General features: G+C 37.8%; 13 protein-coding genes. 3 read left to right on the forward strand and 10 right to left on the reverse strand.

Translation table 11 applies throughout. The features are described 5' to 3' along the window. Positions 1-53: 53 nt before the first annotated feature. The 7 genes from ASE92_RS12725 to ASE92_RS12755 all read right to left on the reverse strand — a co-directional run bounded on the left by ASE92_RS12725 (position 54) and on the right by ASE92_RS12755 (position 17,425). Positions 54-1,565, reverse strand: a complete 1,512-nt coding sequence (locus tag ASE92_RS12725; protein ID WP_082455056.1) for a RagB/SusD family nutrient uptake outer membrane protein — start codon at positions 1,563-1,565, stop codon at positions 54-56. Positions 1,566-1,590: 25 nt separating this feature from the next. Next, positions 1,591-4,764: a SusC/RagA family TonB-linked outer membrane protein gene (locus tag ASE92_RS12730; protein WP_056850499.1), complete on the reverse strand. Its 3,174-nt coding sequence runs from the start codon at positions 4,762-4,764 to the stop codon at positions 1,591-1,593. 207 nt (positions 4,765-4,971) lie between these two features. Continuing rightward, on the reverse strand, positions 4,972-6,384 hold the full coding sequence (locus ASE92_RS12735; protein WP_157255741.1) for a RagB/SusD family nutrient uptake outer membrane protein: 1,413 nt from the start codon (positions 6,382-6,384) through the stop codon (positions 4,972-4,974). A gap of 10 nt (positions 6,385-6,394) precedes the next feature. After that, a complete protein-coding gene (locus ASE92_RS12740) occupies positions 6,395-9,367 on the reverse strand; it encodes a TonB-dependent receptor (protein WP_056850501.1) in 2,973 nt (990 codons plus the stop codon). Between the two features lie 469 nt (positions 9,368-9,836). Beyond that, the gene (locus tag ASE92_RS12745; protein ID WP_056850502.1) at positions 9,837-11,390 is read right to left on the reverse strand and encodes a SusD/RagB family nutrient-binding outer membrane lipoprotein; all 1,554 of its coding nucleotides are present in this window, start codon (positions 11,388-11,390) and stop codon (positions 9,837-9,839) included. A 20-nt stretch (positions 11,391-11,410) separates the two neighbouring features. Further along, positions 11,411-14,575, reverse strand: coding sequence for a SusC/RagA family TonB-linked outer membrane protein (locus ASE92_RS12750; protein ID WP_082455057.1), 3,165 nt, complete (start codon positions 14,573-14,575; stop codon positions 11,411-11,413). Positions 14,576-14,929: 354 nt separating this feature from the next. Next, a complete protein-coding gene (locus tag ASE92_RS12755; protein ID WP_235527364.1) occupies positions 14,930-17,425 on the reverse strand; it encodes a M14 family metallopeptidase in 2,496 nt (831 codons plus the stop codon). Positions 17,426-17,512: 87 nt separating this feature from the next. On the opposite strand from ASE92_RS12755, the gene murF reads away from it, so the two are divergent. After that, positions 17,513-18,814, forward strand: a complete 1,302-nt coding sequence (murF, locus tag ASE92_RS12760) for a UDP-N-acetylmuramoyl-tripeptide--D-alanyl-D-alanine ligase (protein ID WP_200926415.1) — start codon at positions 17,513-17,515, stop codon at positions 18,812-18,814. A 371-nt stretch (positions 18,815-19,185) separates the two neighbouring features. Here murF and ASE92_RS12765 read toward each other — a convergent pair whose 3' ends face one another. The 3 genes from ASE92_RS12765 to ASE92_RS12775 are packed head-to-tail and all read right to left on the reverse strand — an operon-like array spanning position 19,186 to position 22,318. Further along, complete coding sequence (locus tag ASE92_RS12765) at positions 19,186-19,677, reverse strand: gliding motility lipoprotein GldH (RefSeq protein ID WP_056850505.1); 492 nt, start codon at positions 19,675-19,677, stop codon at positions 19,186-19,188. Next, complete coding sequence (ricT, locus tag ASE92_RS12770) at positions 19,646-21,166, reverse strand: regulatory iron-sulfur-containing complex subunit RicT (RefSeq protein ID WP_082455058.1); 1,521 nt, start codon at positions 21,164-21,166, stop codon at positions 19,646-19,648. The genes ASE92_RS12765 and ricT overlap by 32 nt, the downstream gene beginning before the upstream one ends. A 3-nt stretch (positions 21,167-21,169) precedes the next feature. Then, the gene (locus ASE92_RS12775; protein WP_056850506.1) at positions 21,170-22,318 is read right to left on the reverse strand and encodes a DNA polymerase III subunit gamma/tau; all 1,149 of its coding nucleotides are present in this window, start codon (positions 22,316-22,318) and stop codon (positions 21,170-21,172) included. A 313-nt stretch (positions 22,319-22,631) separates the two neighbouring features. On the opposite strand from ASE92_RS12775, the gene ruvX reads away from it, so the two are divergent. Beyond that, the gene (ruvX, locus tag ASE92_RS12785) at positions 22,632-23,048 is read left to right on the forward strand and encodes a Holliday junction resolvase RuvX (protein ID WP_056850508.1); all 417 of its coding nucleotides are present in this window, start codon (positions 22,632-22,634) and stop codon (positions 23,046-23,048) included. Positions 23,049-23,056: 8 nt separating this feature from the next. Then, positions 23,057-23,692 carry an O-methyltransferase gene (locus ASE92_RS12790; RefSeq protein ID WP_056850509.1) on the forward strand — a complete coding sequence of 212 codons (636 nt, stop codon included), beginning with the start codon at positions 23,057-23,059 and terminating at the stop codon, positions 23,690-23,692. Positions 23,693-23,757 lie beyond the last annotated feature (65 nt).

Genomic DNA, 23,757 nt, shown 5'->3' on the forward strand with positions numbered 1-23,757 from the left:
AAAAAGGCTGCCGAATGGCAACCTCTTCTTGTTAAGTGTAAAAATAATGTTAGTTATGGGTTTTGAGGACCGATATTTGGATTTCCATTAAATTCATCTCTCGGAATTAAAAATAAGAATCTTGGATCGCCAGCTGGAATTTGTAAAACGTTGGCAACAGAAGTTGGAACAAAGTTAGGAACATTTGCAGCAGTTCTATCTAACGGTAAATTCAAGCGTTTTAAATCTAAATACCTAAAACCTTCACCCCAAAGCTCAACTCTGCGGTTCACCATAATTTCAGCAATTAATGCATCTCCTGTTTTAGTGCTTTTCACAGCACTTAAATCTCTTTTGGAAACTAAAGCAAATAATGCTGTTTGCGCTAAAGCATCTTGTGTACTTCTTGCATAAGCTTCTGCCAAGATTAAATGCATTTCAGCAGACCTCATCCAAGGCACATCACCTAACGAGGGATCACCCACAGCTTTTACCGAAAACTTTCTTGTCATATATGCTCTTCTTACAAATGTAGCAAGAGGCAAAGGGAAGTTTGCTGCAGTTGGAGCTGGCTCCCACATTTTCTTTCTCACATCGGTTGCAGAAATTTGATCATACAAAGCTGAATTGATCATTTTTGGCGTACCTCTTTGATAACTTGAGTTTGCATTGTAAGCAATTTGAGCATAAAAAGATCCAAATGAATCACCTTGCTCCGTAGTAGGATTTGAACCCCACATATACTCTGATAAGTTAATATTATTGAATCCTGTTTGATAATCAGCCTGACTCATCAAAGGAAATGAATTGCCATCAATTACCTCTTTAGCATATTTTATTGCCGTTGGATAATCCTGCATCGTTAATGCCACTCTAGCTCTTAACCCTTTAGACACCCATACTCCTGCATGTGTTTTGTTAGGAACAGTTGTCGCATTCAAAGCAATAGCAGCATCCAAATCTGCAACAATCGCGGCATAGATAGCTTCAACACTTACTCTAGGCATTTTTGTATCCGTAGATTTAAGTAAAAGCGGTACTGCTAATTGATTATTTGGTTTGGCTGCTGCATTGTATCGGGTTCCGTAAAACTGAACTAGATAAGAATAAGAATAAGCCCTTAACGTTAATGCTTCAGCCTTGATTCTTGATTTTTCAGCAGGAGTTCCTTCAGCTGCGTCAATGTTATCTATAATGTAGTTTGCATTACCAATCATTCTAAAAAACGTACGGTAATAATATAGATTACTTGCTGCATTATCGGTACGAGCGGCAATATAGTTACCTTCACCTGTTGAAGTAAACCAAGTTGCTGCTGCCTGATGTAAATCCTCGCCCATAAAGTCGATGCCTAAAAGAATTCCAGCTACACCGGGTTTTCCTTGCGCATTACTTGTTGTTGTAGTTGTTCTTTCGAACATATAACGATAGATACCATTTAATGCCACACTTGCATTAGCTGTAGTTGAAAATATTGAAGTGTTATCAACTCTATCTGTTGGTGTTGTTTGTAGATATTCTTTTTTACAGCCCGACCCGCCTAAAATCATCGAGGCCAATATCGCTGAGTAAATTATTTTTTTCATCTCTGTTTAGATATTTATTAAGATTTTAGAAAGATGCATTTAAACCTACGCTTAGTATTCTTGCCTGAGGATATACTGTAGTGTTAACCCCGTCAAATGCTTCTGATGGATTTAAACCTTTCCTTTTTGAGAATAAATGTAAGTTTTCCCCGGTTACGAATAATCTAGCATTAGTTACATCAATTTTCTTAAGCCAGTTTTGTGGCAAGCTATAAGATAAATTAACATTACGAATGGCAAGGTAAGAAGCATCAATTAACCACCTGCTTGAAGTTGCATTAATGTTTGCAGAGTTACCAAAATCTGCTCTTGGAATGCTACTTGTTGTATTTGACTGTGTCCAGGCACCTAGCAAATCTTTATGCAATGCAGAGCCGTAGTTACCGGTACTCATTAAACCCTGATAGTTGCTATCATAAAACTTACCGCCTATCTGGTAATTAACCAAGACTGACAAAGTCAGATTTTTATAAGAAAATGAATTGGTAAAAGAGCCTAACAAATCAGGAATAGCAGATCCAGAACGATCAAATATTGCATTCGACTGGTTGATGGTGTATTCTACACCATTTACGATTCTCTTATTTGCTGCTGCAATTGTTTGAGTTGGATCAGGGATATATAATGCAGCTCCATCAGTTGGGTCAACACCAGCATATTGTCTTAACCAGAATTGGTAATAGTCATATCCTACTTCTCTTCTTTTTGTACCACTTACAATTTGAGGGGTTTCAGCAGGTAATTTTGTAACTCGATTTTTTAAGAAGGTCCAGTTTGTCACTAAGTTCCATGTAAAATCTTGTGTCCTTACAACGTCTGCACCCAACAAAATCTCCACACCAGCATTGTACATGGCGCCAACATTCTGATTGATTGATGTTACAGGATCTGATACTGGCTGTGGTACACTAAATAAAAGGTTATTTACATTTTTTTTAAAGAACTCTACTTCACCGTATAGTCTTCTTTTGAACAGTGAAAAATTAAGACCTGTATTAAAAGTATTTTGAGATTCCCATCTTAGCAAAGGATTTGCAGCTGATGAAAGTAATGCTCCTGGTTCCGTACCATTATTCCAACCTAAGTCATAAAAAGCTCTATCAGCGTAGTATTCACTATTACCACCAGACAGAATAGCATTGTTTCCAACCTGACCATAAGATGCTTTCAATCTTAAATCATCTATCCAGTTTACGTCAGTTAAGAAATCTTTATTAATTGACCATGAAGCACCCAATGAAAAGAATGTCCCCCAGCGAGAATCAGGACTGAATCTTGATGAACCGTCACGTCTTAAAGAGGCATCAAAGAAATATTTCTCTTTGTAGTTATAGCCTGCTTTTGAAAAAAATGACTCTATACGATCATTATCGGCTTGACCTCCTGAACTATTGGCCGTTACAAAGTTTGCAAATTCAGTATTACCCTGCAAAATTATACCCGTTCTACTTGCATTAAAAGTACGATAGTTATAATCGTAATTTTCATGTCCAATTAAAGCCGTTACGTTATGATCTCCAAATGACTTGTTGTAGTTTAGTATCTGATTAAAGGTATATGATCTGATTGTATTATTACTTTGTGATTTATAACCATTCTGTGTAGCGCCATCGCCAACAGTTGGATTCTGATAAGTACTACCATTATTATTCCGTAGATCAATACTAAAAGTTGGAACAAACGTGAAGTCTTTTAAAAACTTAATTTCTACGTAACTTCTTGCGCTTACTTGACTTCTTCTTGTTAAATACTCATTTAATAATGTTTCATAAACAACGTGTCTGCCAGGAGATGCACCTTGTGGACGAGCCACTGCACCTGGATGATTTCCATAATCGTACCACTGTTCGCCTGTTAAGCTGTTCATAATTGGTTGACCAGCTGCATTGAATGCACGTACTGGATAGATTGGCCCAATACCCCTTGTAAAATTGAAGGCGTTAACAAAACTGGCTGCATTCCCGGTAAAAGAGTCGTTAGCAGTATTGGCTGTTGTCATTGAACCGGAAAGGTTTAGACCAGTTTTTAACCAAGATTTAATTTGAGAATTAACATTTATACGAGCATTGAAACGCTGAAAGTCAGATTTAATATTAAATCCTTTATCATCCAAATAACCCATTGAAACGAAGAAGTCAGATTTTTCAGTCCTTCCAGAGAAATTTAAATTTGCATCGGTTCTTTTTCCTTGTCTGGCAATAGCATCATACCAATCAAAGTTATCATACAACAGTGATGCATTAGGATTGATTTTACCGTCAGTACCCACGATTTGTCCACCAGGAACGTTAAATGGGTTATACACTAAGTTGGTAAAAACATCAGCGGATGCTCTTGTAGATGCAGCAGCTTCAGATAAACCAGGAGAGGCATTATACATCAAGTTGTTCTTAATTCCTTGCCAAACTAAGGGATAATACTCATAAGCGTTTACGCGATCATACTCAGGGATACCTCTTTCAGAAAAACCTTGAATTATGCTTGCATTTACTGTGGGCTGCAATGACTTACCTTTTTTTGTAGTTATGATTATTACACCGTTTGCACCTCTTGAACCATATAATGCAGAGGAAGATGCATCTTTTAATACCGAAATACTTTCGATGTCATTTTGGTTAATATCACCTATACTACCATCATAAACAGATCCGTCTACAACATACAAAGGTGTATTTGATGCAGAAAATGAACCAAAGCCACGGATCCTAATAGTTGGAGTAGCACCTGGTTGACCATTAGATGCACCTACACTAATACCAGGAGCTGAGCCTTGAAGCGCAGCAACTACGTTAGTTACAGTTCTTGTTTCTAAATCCTTTGAAGTAAGGTTTGATACTGATCCCGTAATAGCTTCTTTCTTCTGTGTACCGTAAGCAACAACTACCACATCACTTAGGGTTTTTGAATCTGTTGCAAGGGCTGCATTTATCACATTTGAGGCGCCAATATTCACAGTTTTGGTAACATATCCCAGATAAGAGAATTGAATCGAAGTAGTGTTCGATGTGATGCGAACAGAATATTTACCATCAGCACTTGTGGCGACTACACCTTGTGAGCCGATTAATTTTACACTAACGCCCGGAAGGGGAATACCTTCTTCGGTAGACGTTACTGTTCCAGTAATTGTTCGCTCTTGAGCCATTGCATTAAATGCAAAAAACAAAAGCACGAACAAACTTTGTAGAAGTTTTTTCATGAATTTAAATTAGTTGTTTGGTTAAAGATTTATTAACTCGCAATTTAGCAGATATTCTATTATAATGCAACGTCTTTATTACGTTCAATTTCGGACAAGATATCTAATTCTGATTTTTTTACTATAATGTGACAATAAAGAGCTTTCATTGAAAATAAAAAACGCCAACCTAAATACAGTTGGCGTTCCTTTTTTTAAAAAAACGGCTTAGTAACCGGCATTTTGCTGCCCTTGCAAGCCAACATTATTATCTATCTCACGTTGAGGAATAGGAAGTATGGTTTTCACACCACCAAATGCAGCTGCTGCATTTCCACTTCTTAATGGCTGTTTATTACGAAGCAAATCCATTCTGCTATGTCCTTCAAAAGCAAGTTCTTTACGTCTTTCAATTAAAAGAGCAGCAATAAGCGCTTGCTGGGTAGCGACAGTTTTTGCTAGTAATCCAGCACGATTTCTAATCCTTGTATTCAAAATAGTGATCGCCTCAGCACTTGGTGTAGCACTTTGATGAGCTAAAGCTTCTGCCAAGTTTAAATATACCTCTGTAGTTCTTATTACAGGAGCATTGTCAGAGTTATTTACAGCATCTGGGAATTTTGTGGTAAAGAAATGGGTTAACCCATCAGTGGCTCTTCCCGAAATTTTAGCGCTATATCTTTTATCATTAGGTTCTGATTCAAAAGCTGTGACCAAGTCTTGAGAGAAAGGTGCATCTCCACGCCCTCCTAATGAAGCGGGGTTATAATAGGCGGCCCATCCACCGTTACCTGTTCTTCCATTGTCTATAGCGCTATTTTGTATAGTAAATACATCTTCCGATGTATTTCCATTGTAGAAGCTGTAATCAGTTGCTGTGGCATAAATACCCTGAGACAATACACTTCTTGCTGCACTCTCTGCCTTTGCCCATTCTTCTCTATACAGATATAATCTTGATAGTAAAGCGAATGCAGCACCTTTTGTTGCACGTCCACGTGTTTCAGCTGCATCTGTATATTGTAACGGAAGCGCAGTTGCCGCATCATTTAAATCGCTTACGATTTGTGCATGAATTTGGTTAAGTGTACTCCTAGAAGGATATTCGATGGCTCCAGTAAAATCAGCTGTGACCAGTGGTACTGCCAAATTCGACCCTGAACTTACCTGATAAGGCTGAGCGAAAAGATTTGCAAGTTGAAAATATGCCAATGCTCTTAAAAATTTCGCTTCCGCTGCATATTGCGATTTTTCAGATGCACCTAACCCTTCAACATTTTCGATTTTAGAAACGATTGTATTTGCCCGGGCGATAACTTGATAGTGAACTTGCCACAAACCCGATACGTTCGTATTTGTTGATACACCAGAGAAGTTATTCAACTCTTGTAATGTGGGAAACGTACCAACAAAATCTACGTTATTACCCATATAATCACCGATTACTTGCGGTAAGCTACCGTAGAAATCAAATGCCTGAGCAGTACTGTAAACACCTCTTAGTGCACTTAGAGCTGTTGATGGAGAATTGAATACGATTTGGTCTGATAATGCTTGCTGAGGAAGCAATTCCAATTTTTTTTGACAACCTATTACCGTAAAGGCAAAGGCTGAGACTAAGATATAATATTTTAATTTCATTTCTTTAAGTTTAAAGGCCAATATTGACACCAAATATGAATGATTTAGCTTGTGGTAAAGCGAAGAAGCTTTGACCAACAACTAAGTTAGAAGCGCCATTTGCCGAAATTTCAGGATCTCCTCTAAAGTCTTTGTTTTTGATTGTCCAAATGTTCTGAGCAAGGAAATATACTCTTGCACTAGAAAAAATTTTGGTTTTATCTAAGAATGCTTTTGGTAAACTATAGCCGACAGTTAGGTTCTTTAATCGGAGGTACGAGCCATCCTGTAACTGAGCTGTAGAAGCTTGCGCATAAGTTGTTCTGGTAGGGCTATTTAAAGCCGGCGCAAAAGCATTTTGCCCTGGTTGCTTCCAATAATCTAGCATTTTAATACTCTTGTTATAAGATGCTGATGCGAAATTATCAGTGAAAGTCAATCCGTCAAGATAAACGTCGTTTCCGTACGTAAAGTTAAAGAATGCTGATAGGTCAAAATTTTTGTATGTAAAGGTATTAGTGATACCACCCTGAAAATCAGGGTCACCTTTCCCGGCAATTACACGGTCGGCAGCTGTAGGGGTAGTCGTTACAGTACCATCTTTTTTCAACCACTCCGCATTTCCTGTTTGCGGATTGATACCATTATACCTGATTAGATAGAATGAGTTTTTAGAATAACCAGTTATCGCTCGCTGAACTGCTCCACCTTGTAAAAAGTCCCGTCCTTCTTCATCAGGATTTTTAGGAAGAGCTAAAACCTTATTTTTATTAAACGCTATATTAAATGAGGTCTTCCAGGTAAAGTCGCGTGAAGTGATGTTATCAGAATTGATTGAAATTTCAATCCCTCTATTTCTTACTTCTCCGACATTTTGTGAGCTAGACGGAAATCCGGTTGTAAATGGAAATGGAACATTTACCAATAATCCAGTAGTATTTTTATTGTAGTAGTTTACTTGCAAATCTATGGCATTAAAAAAACGTGCAGAAACGCCAATGTCTAGTTGTGCTGTTTCTTCCCAACTCAAATTGGGATTAGGCACAACGCTGGGAGATAATCCTGCTTCACCAAGATAATTAGCACCTGAAACAAATGTTCCAACATACTGGTAAAAACCAATATTGTCATTACCAGCCGTACCATAACTTGCCGTTAGTTTTAGATTTTGCGCAATTTTATTTTCTTTGTTGAAGAAGCTTTCGTTGGAAATCAACCATCCTCCAGAAATAGCATAGAAATTACCATACTTTTTATTTGGGCCGAATCTTGATGATCCATCTCTTCTGAATGATCCTTCAAAAACATATTTTTTATCGAAATCATAATTCAATCTCGCAAACTGAGACTCTAATGCCCAATCATATACTTCCTCAGAAGCTGTTATAGGAGTTGAAGCTGACCCAACATTTGGCAACGCATCACTCGCAAAGCCAGAACCTTCTACTAACATTTGTGTAAGTGTGGCGGTTTCAAAACTATATCCTAATAATGCACCAAATGAATGTTTTCCGAAGACCTTATTGTAGTTTAAGGTATTTGTAGTTAGCCATTTCTCATCAGTATTGTGGGTTCTATATCCATATCCTCCAGGAGTAATAATGTCGGCATCTCTATATTTCTCATCAATACTAAAGTTGTCAATACCAAAATCCGTTTTCAACTTTAAGCCGTCTAATATCTTCCATTCTGCAAATGCATTACCAACGCTTCTGTTAGAAAAATTCTTATTTATTCCAGTAGCATTCATTGCAACAACATTGGCTACAAAACCAGTACTTTGGAATTGCCCATCTGGACCGTAGGGGGTTATATAAGGAATTTGAAGATAGGCAGCTGTTAATGGAGCAGAAGTACTATTTTCAGCGCCAATTCGGTTCATATCTACTCTTGACAGACTATAGTTTAAACCGAAATTGATTTTATCAGATAATTTATGCGTTAAATTTAATCGGCCTGATAAACGTTGCAAATCGTTACCAAGAGTATAGCTACTTTCATCGCCATAAGTTCCGCCAACAAAGAATTGTGTTTTCGCATCTCCACCAGCTGCGCTTAAATTAGCAGTGTTGATCTTTCCCGTTTTTACAACTGCATCAATCCAGTCATAACTATCTGTAGGATAAGCTGGCACAGTTCCATTGTTAGCACGAAGATAATCAGACCTAAATTGTCTAAATTGATCCGCATTCATCATTTGCTCTAGAGATGTTGGAGACGAGAATCCATTTTGATAATCAGCAGTTATTCTTGTTTTGCCAGAAGCTCCTTTTTTGGTAGTAATAAGTATTACTCCGTTTGATCCACGAGAACCGTAAATAGCAACTGCCGACGCATCCTTCAAAACTGTCATGCTTTCTATATCGTTCGCACTAATGTTTAGTAAAGGATTCAATCCCGATGAAGCTCCTTGTGTTTGGGTGTACTCAGCACCTGCTGAGTTAAGCGGAACACCATCAACAACATATAGTGGCCTACCGCCAGCACTTAGTGAAGAACCGCCCCTCACCGTAATTTGTGCTTCAGAACCAAGTACACCTGAAGAATTTACCATATTAACCCCTGCTGCTTGGCCTTGAAGTGCCTGCTGTGGAGTTTGGATAGGCATATTCTTGAACGCATCTGCATTTACCGTTGTTGTGATTTGAGTTGTTAAAGCTTTGCTTTGTTGACCATAGCCAACAACAACAACATCAGTAAGTGTTTTTGCATCTGTAACTAAAGAGACATTAATTGAATTGCTTGCGCCTAAAACCTGCTCTTTTAAAAGATAGCCGATAAAACTAAATTCCAAAGTGTTTGAACCCGAAGGCACGTTTAAAGAATACTTTCCATTGGAATCAGTTACTGTTCCAAATTGTGTACCTTTCACTTTGATTGTGACCCCAGGTATAGGCAACTTGTCTTCCTGAGACGTAACTGTACCAGTGATCGTTCTATTTTGCGCCATTGCAGACAATGCAAATAACATCAATAAGAACAAACTTTGTAGAAGTTTTTTCATAAAATTTTTGTTAAAGAATAAAATATTTAAGAGGCTAAGTTAAAAAAACAATATATATAATGTAACATAAACCCCATAGAATTGTGACTGCTTAGATCTACAATATAATTATGACATTTAAAAAACGCTTACATTAAAACCGTATTAGTCAACTACATAAAGAGTGAGTTATATATTGCTTTGAGCCGTTCAGGGGACGTTGCTATGGGAAAAGGTATAACATATTAATTACAGTTTCCTGATATTAAAATTGTGTATGGATAACTAGAAATCTAGAGTGATATTTGATATTATGTAGCACTTTTTCTGAGATTAGTTAGCTACATCAATCCGCTTTTCGAAGAGAACGGGAAGTTTCACCTATCAGAGTTGGTGAATCATTTACCTTAAATTTTGGAAGTTAAAAAAAATGCCTCTAAAAAGCTGATAACTTTATAGAGGCATTACATTGTACTAGAATTTTATAACATTATTTTTCCCAAAAAATCTTATTGGTAAAAATGTCAATAATAGGCACATTGGCACCGTTGTTTGCTAGCTCATTTTGAGGATAGGGGATACGTAACGGTAATTTACCTCCACTAGCATTATTAATACCAACAGGCAAGTTGGAAGGAAACCCAGTCCGACGATATTCTGTCCATGCCTCGTGGCCATTGAAGCCATTGTTTGCAATCCACTTTTGAGTGATAATCGCTTCAAATTGTTTATCTGGAGTTCCAGCAACAGCCCAATTAACTAACGGCTGTGTAGAAGTGGTGTAATAGGTTGTAGCTGCTGCCGCTGTAGAGCCTAAAATCTTGAAAGACTCTTGAATTCCGGCTTGATATGCTGCTTGAGCACCTGCGTTTCCTCCTGGAAGGTAGCCTTTCAACATAGCTTCAGCTTGTAGAAAAAAGCCTTCCGCTGCAGTCATTAAATACGCTGGTTTAGAAAAGCCGCTATTAGCACTTGAAGGTAATACCCCAGCACCAACCGCCGAATAGTTATCTTTTTTAGTGGTCGTTGTTGCTGTTGTTCCTGGATATACTCCAACATAGATAGCTCCTGGTGCTACCGGTGTAACTGCAGGTCTGTAAAGCAAGCCTACACGTGGATCATTATTAGCTAACAAAAAGTCAACTGCGTACTTATTACCTCTGGTTGCTTGATAACTTGATGTTTCTGCACCATTAACTTGGAAGCCAATTGCACCATATAATGGATTATACTTCCCGGCCTGATTAAAATAGCCCGGATTAACGCCTACATTCTCTCCCGCAGCCAGAAAAGACTTACCTGCTAAAGTCGCAAATCCCGCAGCTACCTTGGTTGCTCTAGACTGAATCAAAGATTGTCTTAAAAGAACACGAAGCTTTAATGTATTAGCAAATCTTATCCATTTATTCATTGCAACGGTTGGAGCTGTTGTGATTGAACCATTACCAAAAATGATGTCACTTGATGTAGAAGGATTATCGCCTGTTGCTGTAGTATTGATAATGGCAATACTTGCATCAATAGTAGAAAGTATTCCATCATATATATCTTCAGCTTTATCATATTTTGCAGATAATAAATCTGTACCCTTCAAAGCGTCCTTGTAAGGAACATCTCCCCAAGTATCAACTAACAATTGAAAATTATAAGCCTGCATAATTTTTGCAATTGCCTGGGCATTTACTTTTCCGTTAATTGTTGATTGAGTCTCTACATATTTTAGGTCGTTTAATGCGTCTGCGTAAAGTGTTGTCCATACTCCATCATATGTAGATGATGTGAAGGCATACGTTTCCTGTGGTTGGTAGAATGCAAAGTCAGGAGACTGAGCCCAATTCCCAGCTAACAAATTACCCAGTATATTAAAGTTGTTGTTTACAACAGTCCCTGTCGAAGCTAAGGCCGCAGGCAGTACAAGTTCTGGAGTAGTAGTTGTTGGTGTATTTGGATTACTATTAATATCCAAAAAGTTTTTTTCACAACCACTTAGCGAGACTGCTAATGATAAAAAGGCTACTCCCTTTATGATATTTTTGATTTTCATTTTCTTAGATTTTATTATAACTAAAAACTAGCACTTAAGGTAATACCAAAGGTACGTGTAGAAGGTATACTAGTAAATTCTCTTCCTTGTGAATTGTTGGTACCGAAAATACTTGCCTCAGGATCTACATAAATATTTGATTTTGGAGTCCATAATAAAATATTTGCACCAGATACAGCAACGCTTACTCTTCCAAAAGGAGTTTTATTTAATAAATTAGCAGGTAGTCTATATGTTAAAGAGATATCTCTTAACTTCAAGAATGCTGCGTCGATAATATTGGATTCTGCAATTTGGGCATAATTTCCGTACCAAAAATCATAACTACCGCTACGTGTTTTTACTGAAGTATTCGGGATAAAATTACCAGAATTTAACGGAGATTCTATTACTGAATTAGGGTAAACAAATGGCTGACGGCCATATTCAACAGTTTCTAAGCTCGAGCCTGTAAAGGTAAGTTGGCTTTTTGTTCCTGAAAAAAGTACATTTCCTGAACGAAAATCCAAAGTTGTGGAAAGAGAAAACGCTTTATAAGAGATTGTATTGTTAAATCCTAAAATATGTTTAGGATTAACTTGTCCTAAATTTCTCAACGTTGGATCTTTTCTAATAAAACCAGTGGTTGCATCTACAACAACCCTACCTTCTGAATCTCTTAAATATGCTCCCCCAACCAACGAGATTGGTTGTCCAACAATTGCTGTAGGAACAGGATCACCACCACCAAGCGATAACTGCTTAGAATCCTGATATAATGACTCAACTATATTTTTATTGTTTGTATAAGTAAAACTAAAATTCCAAGAAAAACCATCGCGGTTTGCGAAAGGGTTACCTTTCAACGCCACCTCAATACCTTTGTTTGTAACTAAACCAGCATTAACAGTTGCAGCGGTGAAACCTGTTGATGATGCCACACCAATGTTAATGATTTGACCATCCGTTTTAGTATTGTAATAAGTAAAGTCTAAACCTAACTTATCTTTCAAAAATGACAATTCAGCTCCAACCTCAAATGCCTTTGTAAATTCAGGTTTCAAGTTTGGATTTGGCGTTGTATTAGATAACGAGAAAGCTGCAAGTGAGCTATAAGGGAAGTTGGTAGCTGGACCAAATGTTGGCTGCAAGCTATATGCAGCGGCATCAGACCCTACTTTAGAATAACTTGCTCTAATTTTCGCATAAGATAACACGTCATTATCTTTTAATGACTCTATTGCTGAAGTAGGAATGAAACTTAAATTTACAGAAGGATAGAAATATGAATTATTATCTTCAGGAAGAGTAGAAGAAATATCATTTCTTAAAGTTCCGTTTAAGAATAAATAATTCCTATATCCTACGGTTAAATCTCCTGCCCATCCGATTAAACGCTTCTTATTAATGCTTTCACTACCTCCTAATTCTCCTACTCTATTAGAGAGATTGAAAAAACCTGGTGTAGAAAGCGCACTTGCTGAAGCAGTTAAATTCCGAGTATCTACCTGGCGAACGTTGTTCAATAGAATTAATGTAGCATTGAAATCTTTATTCAAATCCTTTTTAAATGTTAGCAATAAGTCTGAGTTCATAATCCTGTTTGAAAATGCATTTTCAGTTATTGCGCCTGGAGTTGCAGTTGGACGTTGTCCTGCACCAAAGGTTGTTTTTTCAAATGTTGATTTCGTTCTGCTAGAAGCATAATCAGTTCCCAATCTCCAGGTAACATTCAACCATTTAGTTGGATCGTAACCTACTTGGAAACTACCTAGAAAACGATCTAGATTATCAGCATATCTATTGTTAGCTATATTGTAGTAAGGGTTAGGCTGATATCCATTGAAATATCCCTGTGTAGTAGCAAACTCATAGTTTTTCCAATCTTTGAAGTCTTCAAGATTGATCTGACGACTGGTATTCAAAACAGCATCCATAACACTATTATTTCCACCACCAACGAAAGAGGTATTAGTTAGGTTCTTATTGTAACTGATGTTAGCACTTACGTTGAAATTATTAGCCAACTTAGTAGCTCCAGATAATTTGAATGTGTTTCTTCTAAACTTGTCGCCAGGAACAACACCTTTAACTTCGTTGTCAGAAAGTGAGGCATAAAATGAGCCTTTTTCACTTCCACCTTGAAATGAAACTGAATTCTGAAAATTTGTTCCTGTATCGAAGAAGTTTTTGATGTTATCTTCAACAGCACTGTAAGGAATCATTAGTTTATTACCATTAGCAAGAGTAGGACCAGACTGAACGATAGAACCGTCTAATTTTGGGCCCCAGTTTGTGTTCTCGATTGGATCATATTCTGTAACAGACACACCATTAACAATACCCGTTTCATAACCAGAACCGTACTCGTTTTGAACTTTTGGTAATTTTTGAACGTTATCTATTTGGAAAGTTGAAACAACATTGATTTCCATTTTTTTATTTCTAGAAGCTGCATCCTTTCCTGTTTTTGTTGTTATGATTATCGCTCCATTTACACCTTGAGAACCGTATAATGCGGCAGCATTCGCTCCTTTTAAAACCGTCACAGATTCAATGTCATCAGGATTAATATCACCTACCCGGTTTCCAACGTCAACTTGATTTGCTGATGTTGAAGAAGGCTGTCTAGCACCGTTATCAATAGGAACTCCGTCAATCACAAATAATGGCTGTTGTTCGCCCTGTAAAGACCTGATACCTCTCATAGTAATACGTGTTGCAGTGTTAACACCACCACTCGAACGACCAATTTGAACTCCAGCAGTTTTACCGGTTAATCCATTTATTAAGTTGGTCTGTCTACCATTTGTTAAGTCCTGTGCCTTAACAACATCAGCAGAATAACCTAGTGACGCTCTATCTTTTTCTATACCGACAGCGGTTACAACCACTTCATTAAGAACTTTGGCGTCTGAAATCAGACTAATATTAATTATTGAAGCCGAACCAAGTGATTTTGTCTGCTTTACATAGCCAATATAGCTGAATTCAAGCGAAGTCGCAGTACTTGGAACTCTTAGAGAGTACTTACCATCAGCACCTGTTACCGTGCCACCGGCTGCACCTAGGATTTTTACACTTACCCCTGGGATAGGCTGCTTGTCATCCGAGGAAGTAACTGTTCCTGTGATTGTTCGGTCTTGAGCCATTGCAGTTACTGAAATGAACATCAAGATGAACAAACTTTGTAGAAGTTTTTTCATTTTTACGAAATAAGTTAGTTAATGATTAATGATTGGCCTAATTTAAGAGTTGTTGAGCACGTTAGAAAATTTTTCTTAACATATTTTAACATAGTATTAATCTTGCTCTAATAAAAGAACCGAAACAATCATAAGAAATTAATAATCAAGATATTACAATTTGACCCACCTGTAATCAATGAATAGATTTACGAGTTTTGTGTTGGCTAATTTCACTTATGGGATCAAAATAAACCAGTATTATCAGAATTTAGCAGTCAATTATGAGCGAATTTTTCCCTATCGTTGATAAAAATCAAGATAAGAACACTAGTAATTAGATAAGAATGTAACTAACTGCAATTGATCATATTACTAATAACTACAAAATAGAATATTACCGAAAAGTGTCTTGCCACCTTCCCAAAAGTTTCTAAAAAGCGGATCGTTTGCTAAATAAACTACCTGGCCTTTACCAAAATCCTGAACGCCAATCAGCAAACCTGATTTTAACTCCTCTCTTACCTTTTTACCGACTACACCCGCCATTAAACTTTTATCATTTACCTGGCCAACATTCCAGCCTTTTGTAAAAGGCTCATAAATTCTGCGATCTGTTTTTAGCGTATAGTAAAATTTACCCAAACCGTAGGAGAAGGGGTGAGATGCATCTAAATTTACTTTATAGATTGCCCCTGGAATGGCAAATTCAAAATCATCTTTGTCTTTGTTTTTAAACAGAAGTTTACTTGGTTCCGGCTTTTCATCCTTTTTAACCACCGCTTCCTTCTTTTTGATATCAAAACCTTTTTTCTCCAGAACGCTCTCTATCGCATCTTCCATTAAAATCAATTTTCCTCCTTTATTTAACCAGGCGGTTAAGCCGTCCCCTATAAAAGAACCATAACTTCCATCAGGAAGAATCAAAGTATTTACCTTATTAATATCTAAATTATTGATATCCTTCGCGTTAATAATACTTGGCGAAAGATTTAAATCATGCTCCAAATAAAACCATGCCTCGCCAAAAGCTAAAGAGGAAACTTCATTTCCTGATGCAATTGCAATTTTAGGCTGTTTTAAAATAGGATAAACATTCGAACCAAAGTCTTTACCTTTTTCTACAAAACCACTGGTTATGCCTCTTATGGGTTTATCAAACTGCTTTGCCACCGCTACGACCTTATCTTTTAAACCTTTAACCGTCTTTTCGTTTTCAGTTCTTAAAACAATTAATGTTCCGGCAGGATAATCTCTACCAGCTACCGTGAAGCCTTGATCTGATTGCCTCACTTTTATATTTTCTTTCTGTAAATTAATTAAAACACCAGCATCTTCGGCTGATCCCCAGGAAAATAACCAAGCTAGGGGTTTGTCTATGTCGTTAGATGTTGGGTCGGCGACAGATAGATCAGCATATTTCCCCTTAAAACTTTCTTTACTGGCATAAGCCTTTAAACCGTATACATAGGGAAGCGCCCAGGCTGTTATATCATAGGTGTTTGAGTCGGTAACAAAAGTTTGGGGCTCCAGCAACACATTGGCCAGTACTGCTCTAGGCTGTTGAATATTTACGATTAAGTCGTTTCGATCGATCGAGAAATTCTCCTCTTTTTGGGTATCGTAGTCATATCCTCTACCCGATTTGTCTGCGCCATAAGCAAACTGAATTTTATTTTTACTTAACAGTTCCGCCAATTTTTTTAATCTGGAAACATTACTTGCCTTAATGATATAGGTTTTGTAAGCTCCCGGAGCTGCTATCAATTCTTGCTGGAAGTATTTTTTATATTCCTCCATTAACTTCGCCTGATTTTGAGAAGATACTTCGACTGTTGACATGCCAGTTGCGAAATGATGGGCAATTCTGTCTTTCAATGTAAGCGTATCACCATCATTTGTAACCACAGATAAACCCGCCCTAATCCCGCCTTGCTCATAAGTCATACCGATTGAGCCGTTATACAAGGGGTAAGTATCGCCGTAAGATGGGTAAAGTAAGTCGAACCGCTCTTTGGTAAAATACTGCCAACCTTCAGCATCGAAGTACTTAGCATTATTTTTTCCTACAACTACCTGAAAACTTCTTTGCCAGGGGGTAATATCCTGATGAACGGGTTCGGCCGCTGGCGCAAAATAGTAAGGTTCGTTATAGCTCTGTTCATGAAAATCGACATGAACCTGAGGCATCCACTCATTGTAAAGTGCTAAACGCTGTTTACTTTCCAGTTGGGTTTGCCAGGCCCAATCTCGGTTTAAGTCAAAGTAATAATGATTTGGCCTTCCACCTGGCCATGGCTCAATGTGCTCTCGGGAAGCGGGATCGGAATTAGGCGTTTTGCCAACTACACTATTAAAGTAATTTACATAACGGTCTCTCCCATCAGGATTTAAGCACGGATCTATCACTACAACTGTATTTTTTAGCCAATTATTGGCTTCCACATTTTTGCCCGATGAAAGCGTATAAAGCATTTTCATCGAAGTTTCAGTAGAATTTGCTTCATTTCCATGCACATTGTAGCTCAGCCAAACGATGGCAGGTTGTGCTTTTATATCAACTGTTTGATCTGCACCCGTACCCAACTTTAAGTTGTTGGTTCTAATTTGCTCTAATCGGGCAATGTTTTCAGGCGCCGATATTATGGCAACCAATAGCGGTCTACCTTCATTTGTTTTTCCGTATTCGATTAATTTAATGTTTTTTGGAGAAGCAACAGCAGTCTGTTTAAAGTAATCGGCTACTTTATAATGTGGTGTAAAATGCGTACCAAGCTCATATCCTAAAAACTCATCAGGTGATTTGATTTGGGCATTCAAAACCAAAACAGAAGCCATAAAAACCAGACAGAATGTTATGCTTTTTTTCATAAAACAATTAAATTTTATCTAATGTAGTAATTTTGCTTTTTGTTATTGCTAAACCTTAATTTTACAGCATAATTATTAACAATAAAGATGATTACAACAGCCGAATTATACCAGCACTTCCTTAACAATCCGCTTATCTCAACTGATACCAGAAATATTTCTGATGGCTGCATCTTCTTTGCTTTGAAAGGCGATAATTTTAATGCCAATACTTTTTCAGCACAAGCTATTGAGAAAGGTGCTTCTTTTGCTGTAGTAGACGAGAAAGAGTTTGCTGTAAATCAAAGCTGCTTATTAGTTGATGATGTTCTTCTCACCTTACAGGATTTAGCTCGGTATCACCGCAAACAATTAAACATTCCAGTAATTGGTTTAACTGGGAGCAACGGAAAAACAACAAGTAAGGAGTTGGTTAATGCTGTTTTAGCAGAGCAATATAAAACTTTTGCAACATATGGCAATCTAAATAACCACATTGGCGTTCCACTTTCCATCTTAGCCATTACCAACGACGTTGAAATTGCGGTGATAGAAATGGGTGCAAACCATCAAAAAGAAATAGAATTGCTTTGTACCATTGCCCAACCTACTCACGGCATTATTACTAACGTAGGCATGGCGCATTTAGATGGGTTTGGCGGTTTTGAAGGCGTAAAGAAAGGCAAAGCAGAACTTTATGCTTACCTTAAAGAAAACAATGGCTACACTTTTATTAATAGAGATAATACTTATTTACTAGAAATGAGTGCTCAAGCAGGCTTAAGCAAACTGATTTATTATGGCACTGAAAATGGCAACACCATAAAAGGAATCTTAAAAAGCAGTGATCCTTTAATTGAAGTGGAATGGACCAATCACGATGTATCAACGGCAGTAAAAACCAATTTAACCGGCAGTTATAATTTTGAGAACATTCTGGCTGCAATTTGCATTGGCGATTTTTTTGACATGAGTCCTGAAGATATTAATTGTGGGCTTGCCAACTATCAGCCGAAAAATAACCGCTCTCAGTTAACGAAAACCGATAGCAATACCGTGATTTGTGATTTTTACAATGCAAACCCAAGCAGTATGATGGCGGCTTTAAATAATATTTCTGTATTATCTGCTGATCAGAAGACAGCTATTTTAGGAGATATGTTTGAGCTTGGGCCAGAATCTGCTATACAACACGAATTAGTTGCAAAACAAGCTACTCAAAGCGGTTTAAACAAGGTTATTTTTATAGGCCGCCATTTTTATGCTTTCAAAGATCAGTTTAAAGGAATCTTCTTTGAAACTCCAGTTGAAGCATCTCTTTATTTACAGGAAAACGCAATTGAGGATAATCTCGTATTATTAAAAGGTTCAAGAGGAATGAAACTAGAAAGCTTATTACAATATTTTTAGATTAAAGCCCGGGAAGAATTTTTTGTCTAAGGATAATATTTTAAGTAATCACATTCGCAGTTCCACAAAATTGACTAAACTTCTGCCAAACTCATCAAATAACGTCGTTGGCCGGCAGATTATTTATTTAGGAAACCATCCGAATATAATTTAGTAGATACTCATATTGGAGAGAAGAAAAGATGTTGAAATGCTAACTATTGCGATGGACGTAAGACGCATTTGCTTCGGACTTTGTTCGGACCTGTGACAATTGGAGCCGACTAAAGTCCGTCTCAACTTCGAATTAAATTAATGCTAAAACATAAGGCTTCGCCTAGCGTATATTAATCACTTAGCTTACCATTAGGCAATAAGCTTACAGATGTTTTTTATTTCTGAGCCTCCTCCACCAAAATCCCAACGTCGCTAACTTCCACTAAGGGGTTATCACGCATATTTTGTTCGATTTCAATTTCAAACTTTCCATTTCTCGGGAAACGATGGTTTTCTAGCAATGGTAAAGTGTAATTGAATAGATTTCCCGATCCACTACCTAACCATTCGCCATCTTTTTTAGCCAATTGAAATTCAAACCGTTGATTGACCATTGCTTTTCCATCTTTAAAATGAGCCAAAATAAAAATGTTCGAATATTTATACTCAGCGGTATGCCTCAACTTAAAATAAACATTATAGGCTTTTGTATTATCTTTTATTTCAAATGCTGTAGTAATATGATTGCGATAAGTCCATTTGCGATCAGGAATTTCTACATTGCTATCAATAACACTCGACGTACATCCTGTAAAAAACGATGCGACCAAAAGAAAGCTCAATAAAAAAGCTGTTTTATTCAGAAGCAGGTTTATTCTCTGAGCCATTTGTATTGTTTCGGCGGTTATTATTTTTTCTACGGTTATTTCTGTTCTTGTTTTTACTTTGCTCAGGCTTTGCACCTTCAACACTTTGAGTCCCTTCTGCCTTCACTACGGGTTTCTGCTGCTGAGGTTTCGGCCCGGCATTTTGGGGTTTTGGTCCGTTAACATGAGCAGGTTTTGGCACCGCTTGCTGTTGGTTTTTTTGATTGGCATGCTGAGGTTTTGCACCCGCATTTTGAGGCCTAGCACCTTGCTGAGGTTTCTGAGCATTCTGCTGCGACCTATTGCTAGGTTCATTACTTTTTTCGCCAACCGGAACACGCTCTCTTCTGTTATCGTTTTTATTATTGCGGTTTTTCGAATTTCTATTTGGATTGTTTTTCCCTCTCGAACGTTCATCCAAACGGGTTAAACTATCCTGGCCAACCACGTTTTCGTAATCGAATGATTTTTCAACCACTACCGGAGCCGCAATTTGAACAGCTTCTTCTTTAAGGTTTGGCGCTTTTTTACCAGCCTTGTTCATCACCATGATTTCTTTAACACGAGCGGCTTTAACCGGAATCCAGTTTTCATCACCCTGATAACTAAACCACATTATTTTTTTGAAAATATCGGTTTTCTGGTGACGGGCATAACCCGCTTCAGTATCTAAATTCTCAATGCGATCAGGAATATCCTTCAGCGCATCTAAATAAGTATCCAGCTCATAATTTAAACAACATTTCAATTTGCCGCACTGGCCGGCAAGTTTCAATGTATTTAAAGAAAGGTTTTGATAACGGGCAGCAGCTGTAGAAACCGTTTTAAAATTGGTTAACCAGGTAGAACAGCACAATTCGCGTCCGCATGAACCAATTCCACCTAAACGACCCGCTTCCTGGCGCATTCCAATTTGGCGCATTTCAATCCGAATCCGGAAACTCTCAGCCATTTTTTTAATCAGCTCGCGAAAATCAACACGACCATCAGCAGTATAAAAGAAAGTTGCTTTTGTTTTATCCGCCTGGTAATCCACATCACTAATTTTCATTTGCAAACGAAGATCTAAAGCCAGTTTACGGGCTTTGTGCATGGTTTCCCATTCCATCTCTTTGGCGGCATTCCATTTTTCTACATCCGCTTCAGTTGCTTTGCGATAGATTTTTTTGACTACCTGATCTAACGAAGTTTTTCGTCGTTTCATTTGCACACGAACCAATTCGCCTGTTAATGAAACATGACCAACATCAAAACCTCCGGTTGGTCCTTCAACGGCAACAAGCTCGCCAATTTCCAAATAAATATTATCCGTATTAAGGAAAAATTCTTTTCTTGAACCTTTAAATTTTATTTCTGTAACCTGAAAAGGTTTATAACTTGAGGGCATATCCAGGTTGGATAGCCAATCGTGAACTTCCATTGTCTGGCACCCACCGGTACCGCATGAGCCATTACTTTTGCATCCATTAGGGGTGCAACCACCACCTGTTGAACAACTTCCACATCCCATAATCTAATTGTATATATATTGAGTCCCCTGAGGGAGCGTTTTAAACTTTATAATTTTTACCAACTGTAAAGATACATCTAAAAACAGAATTTTAGGATTTGCATTCCTTTCGATATGGTAATGTGCTTTCTCCAACTCACCAATTATTGCTTCGGCCATTGGTAACGTAAGTACATGTGTGCTGAGCTTTTTTGCGGTTTCAAGCGTTAACGGAGGCAGTTTTACCAGGTCTTCCGCTCCACTTAAAATTAGGCAACATTCGCGTAAATAATTTACACCGTACTTTAAAAAATTCTTTTGATTTTCCCTTCCCCACTTGGCCGCTTCGTCGGTGAAATCTATCAATTCGGGCACTTTGTTACTAAAACCATTTCTAAGCCAACTGGTAAACGTACCCGAGCTATCATTTTGCGTATCGGCGGCTAAGGCTTTAGCCTCAATTAAATTTCCATCCGCCAAAAAAGCGTAGTCTATCGCCTGATGTTCAGTTAAACTTCCTGAATTCAGCAAATAACCAGTAACTTCTGTTCCGGTAAGTTTTGGTATTTTAACAATTTGCGTTCTCGATAATATGGTAGTTAAAATTTGATCCTGACTTTGTGCAATCAAAATAAACAGTGTATTTGCAGGCGGTTCTTCAATCAGTTTCAGCAAAGCATTTCCAGCTTTATCCAAATACTCGGGCAGCCACATAATCAAAACCTTTGTTTCGGCTTCGAAAGCTTTATAGCTTAGTTTTTTAATAATATCGTGGCATTCAGCAATTGGAATGTTGGCTTGTTTGTTGGCAGCATCGAGTTTCGATCGCCAGATATCCATATCAAAATACGGATCATGCACCACCATACTGCGCCATTCTTCCAGCACATCTACGGCGGTTTTTGTACTGGCAGATGCAAAAAATGGATAAGAAAAATGTAAGTCGGGGTGAATCAGCCGCTCATACTTTCGACAGCTTGAGCATTCTCCGCAGCTATCATTTTCCATTTTATTTTGGCAGTTAATATATTGCGCATAGGCAATTGCCAGTGGCACAGCGCCAGAACCAACCGGCGATAAAAAAAGCTGCGCATGGCTCACCCGGTTTTCCTTAACCGTTTGCACCAATTGTTGCTTAATTTTGCCTTGTCCGATGATTTCTTTAAACTGCATTTGGTGCAAAATAAGAAATAGATATGAGAATTGAAGCTTTGTTATTCTGATCTTCTTTCAGGAGCTGCATTTTTTAAATTAAAACGACATTTTTTTGATTAGAAAAGCAAGCTCCGGTAACGCTTTTGTTCCGTTCGGTCCCTCTTTCCGCTTTCTCCCAAATTGTACCAATTTGGTAATGCCGCTGCAATAGGGTTTAGAGAGCAAGTGAGGTCGCTTTTTCGCCCCAAAAACCCATTTACCAAAAAACCTTACCTTTGGGGCTTTTAATTTTCGCAATGGTGAAAGCATTGCGCCACAGGCAAAACACTATATGGCAAGAATTCTCGCTTTTGATTATGGAACCAAACGTATCGGCATTGCCGTAACCGATCCCTTTCAGATTATTGCTACAGGCTTGGACACCGTTCATCCAAAAGACATTATCAACTATATCAAAAAATATATGTTAGCAGAGCAGGTGGAGGCATTTGTTTTAGGAGATCCAAAGCAAATGGACGGGTCAGACTCTGAATCAAAACAATATGTTAAAGGCTTTTCTACGCTACTTAAGAAATCTTTTCCAACTGTACCCCAGCATTGGGTTGATGAGCGTTTTACTTCCAAAATGGCACAACAAGCCATTATGCAAAGCGGCTTAAAAAAGATGGACCGGAGAGATAAGGATCGGGTTGATACCATCGCCGCCACCATTATTTTACAATATTTTATGGAAACCAACCGTTTATAACCGAATACATGAGCTTAATAAACGACGATTTACAACAACTACTTTTTAATTATTGCGAACCCGAAAGTGAGTTGCTTCAACACATTGATCGCGAAACCAATCTTAAAGTTTTAATGCCAAGAATGCTTTCTGGCCACTACCAAGGCCGGGTTTTGAGTATGTTGAGTAAAATGGTATCTCCAAAAAGTATTTTAGAAATAGGAACTTTTACGGGTTATGCTACGCTTTGTTTGGCAGAAGGATTAACGCCCGAAGGCTTGATTTACACCCTGGATATTAATGCCGAATTGGAAGATCTGGTTAGAAACAATTTTGCCAAATCGCCGCTAAATGATAAGATCCAATATATTATAGGTGATGCAACCGAAACAGTAAATCAACTGGATGAAGTTTTTGATATCGTTTTTATTGATGCGGATAAGAAAAACAACGGTACCTATTACGATTTGATTTTCGATCGCGTTCGCCTAGGCGGAATTATCATTGTTGATAATGTGCTATGGAGTGGAAAAGTACTTCAGGAGAAACAAGACAAAGACACCAGGAATATTACTAGTTTTAATGATAAAATTGCTGCAGATGAACGGGTTGAGAAATTAATTTTACCGGTTAGAGATGGATTGTTTGTGATTCGGAAAAAATAAACTCGTCATTGCGAGGCACGAAGCAATCCGTTGAATGAGATTGCTTCGTGCCTCGCAATGACGAA

It is taken from the genome of Pedobacter sp. Leaf41, assembly GCF_001422545.1.
Lineage (GTDB): Bacteria > Bacteroidota > Bacteroidia > Sphingobacteriales > Sphingobacteriaceae > Pedobacter.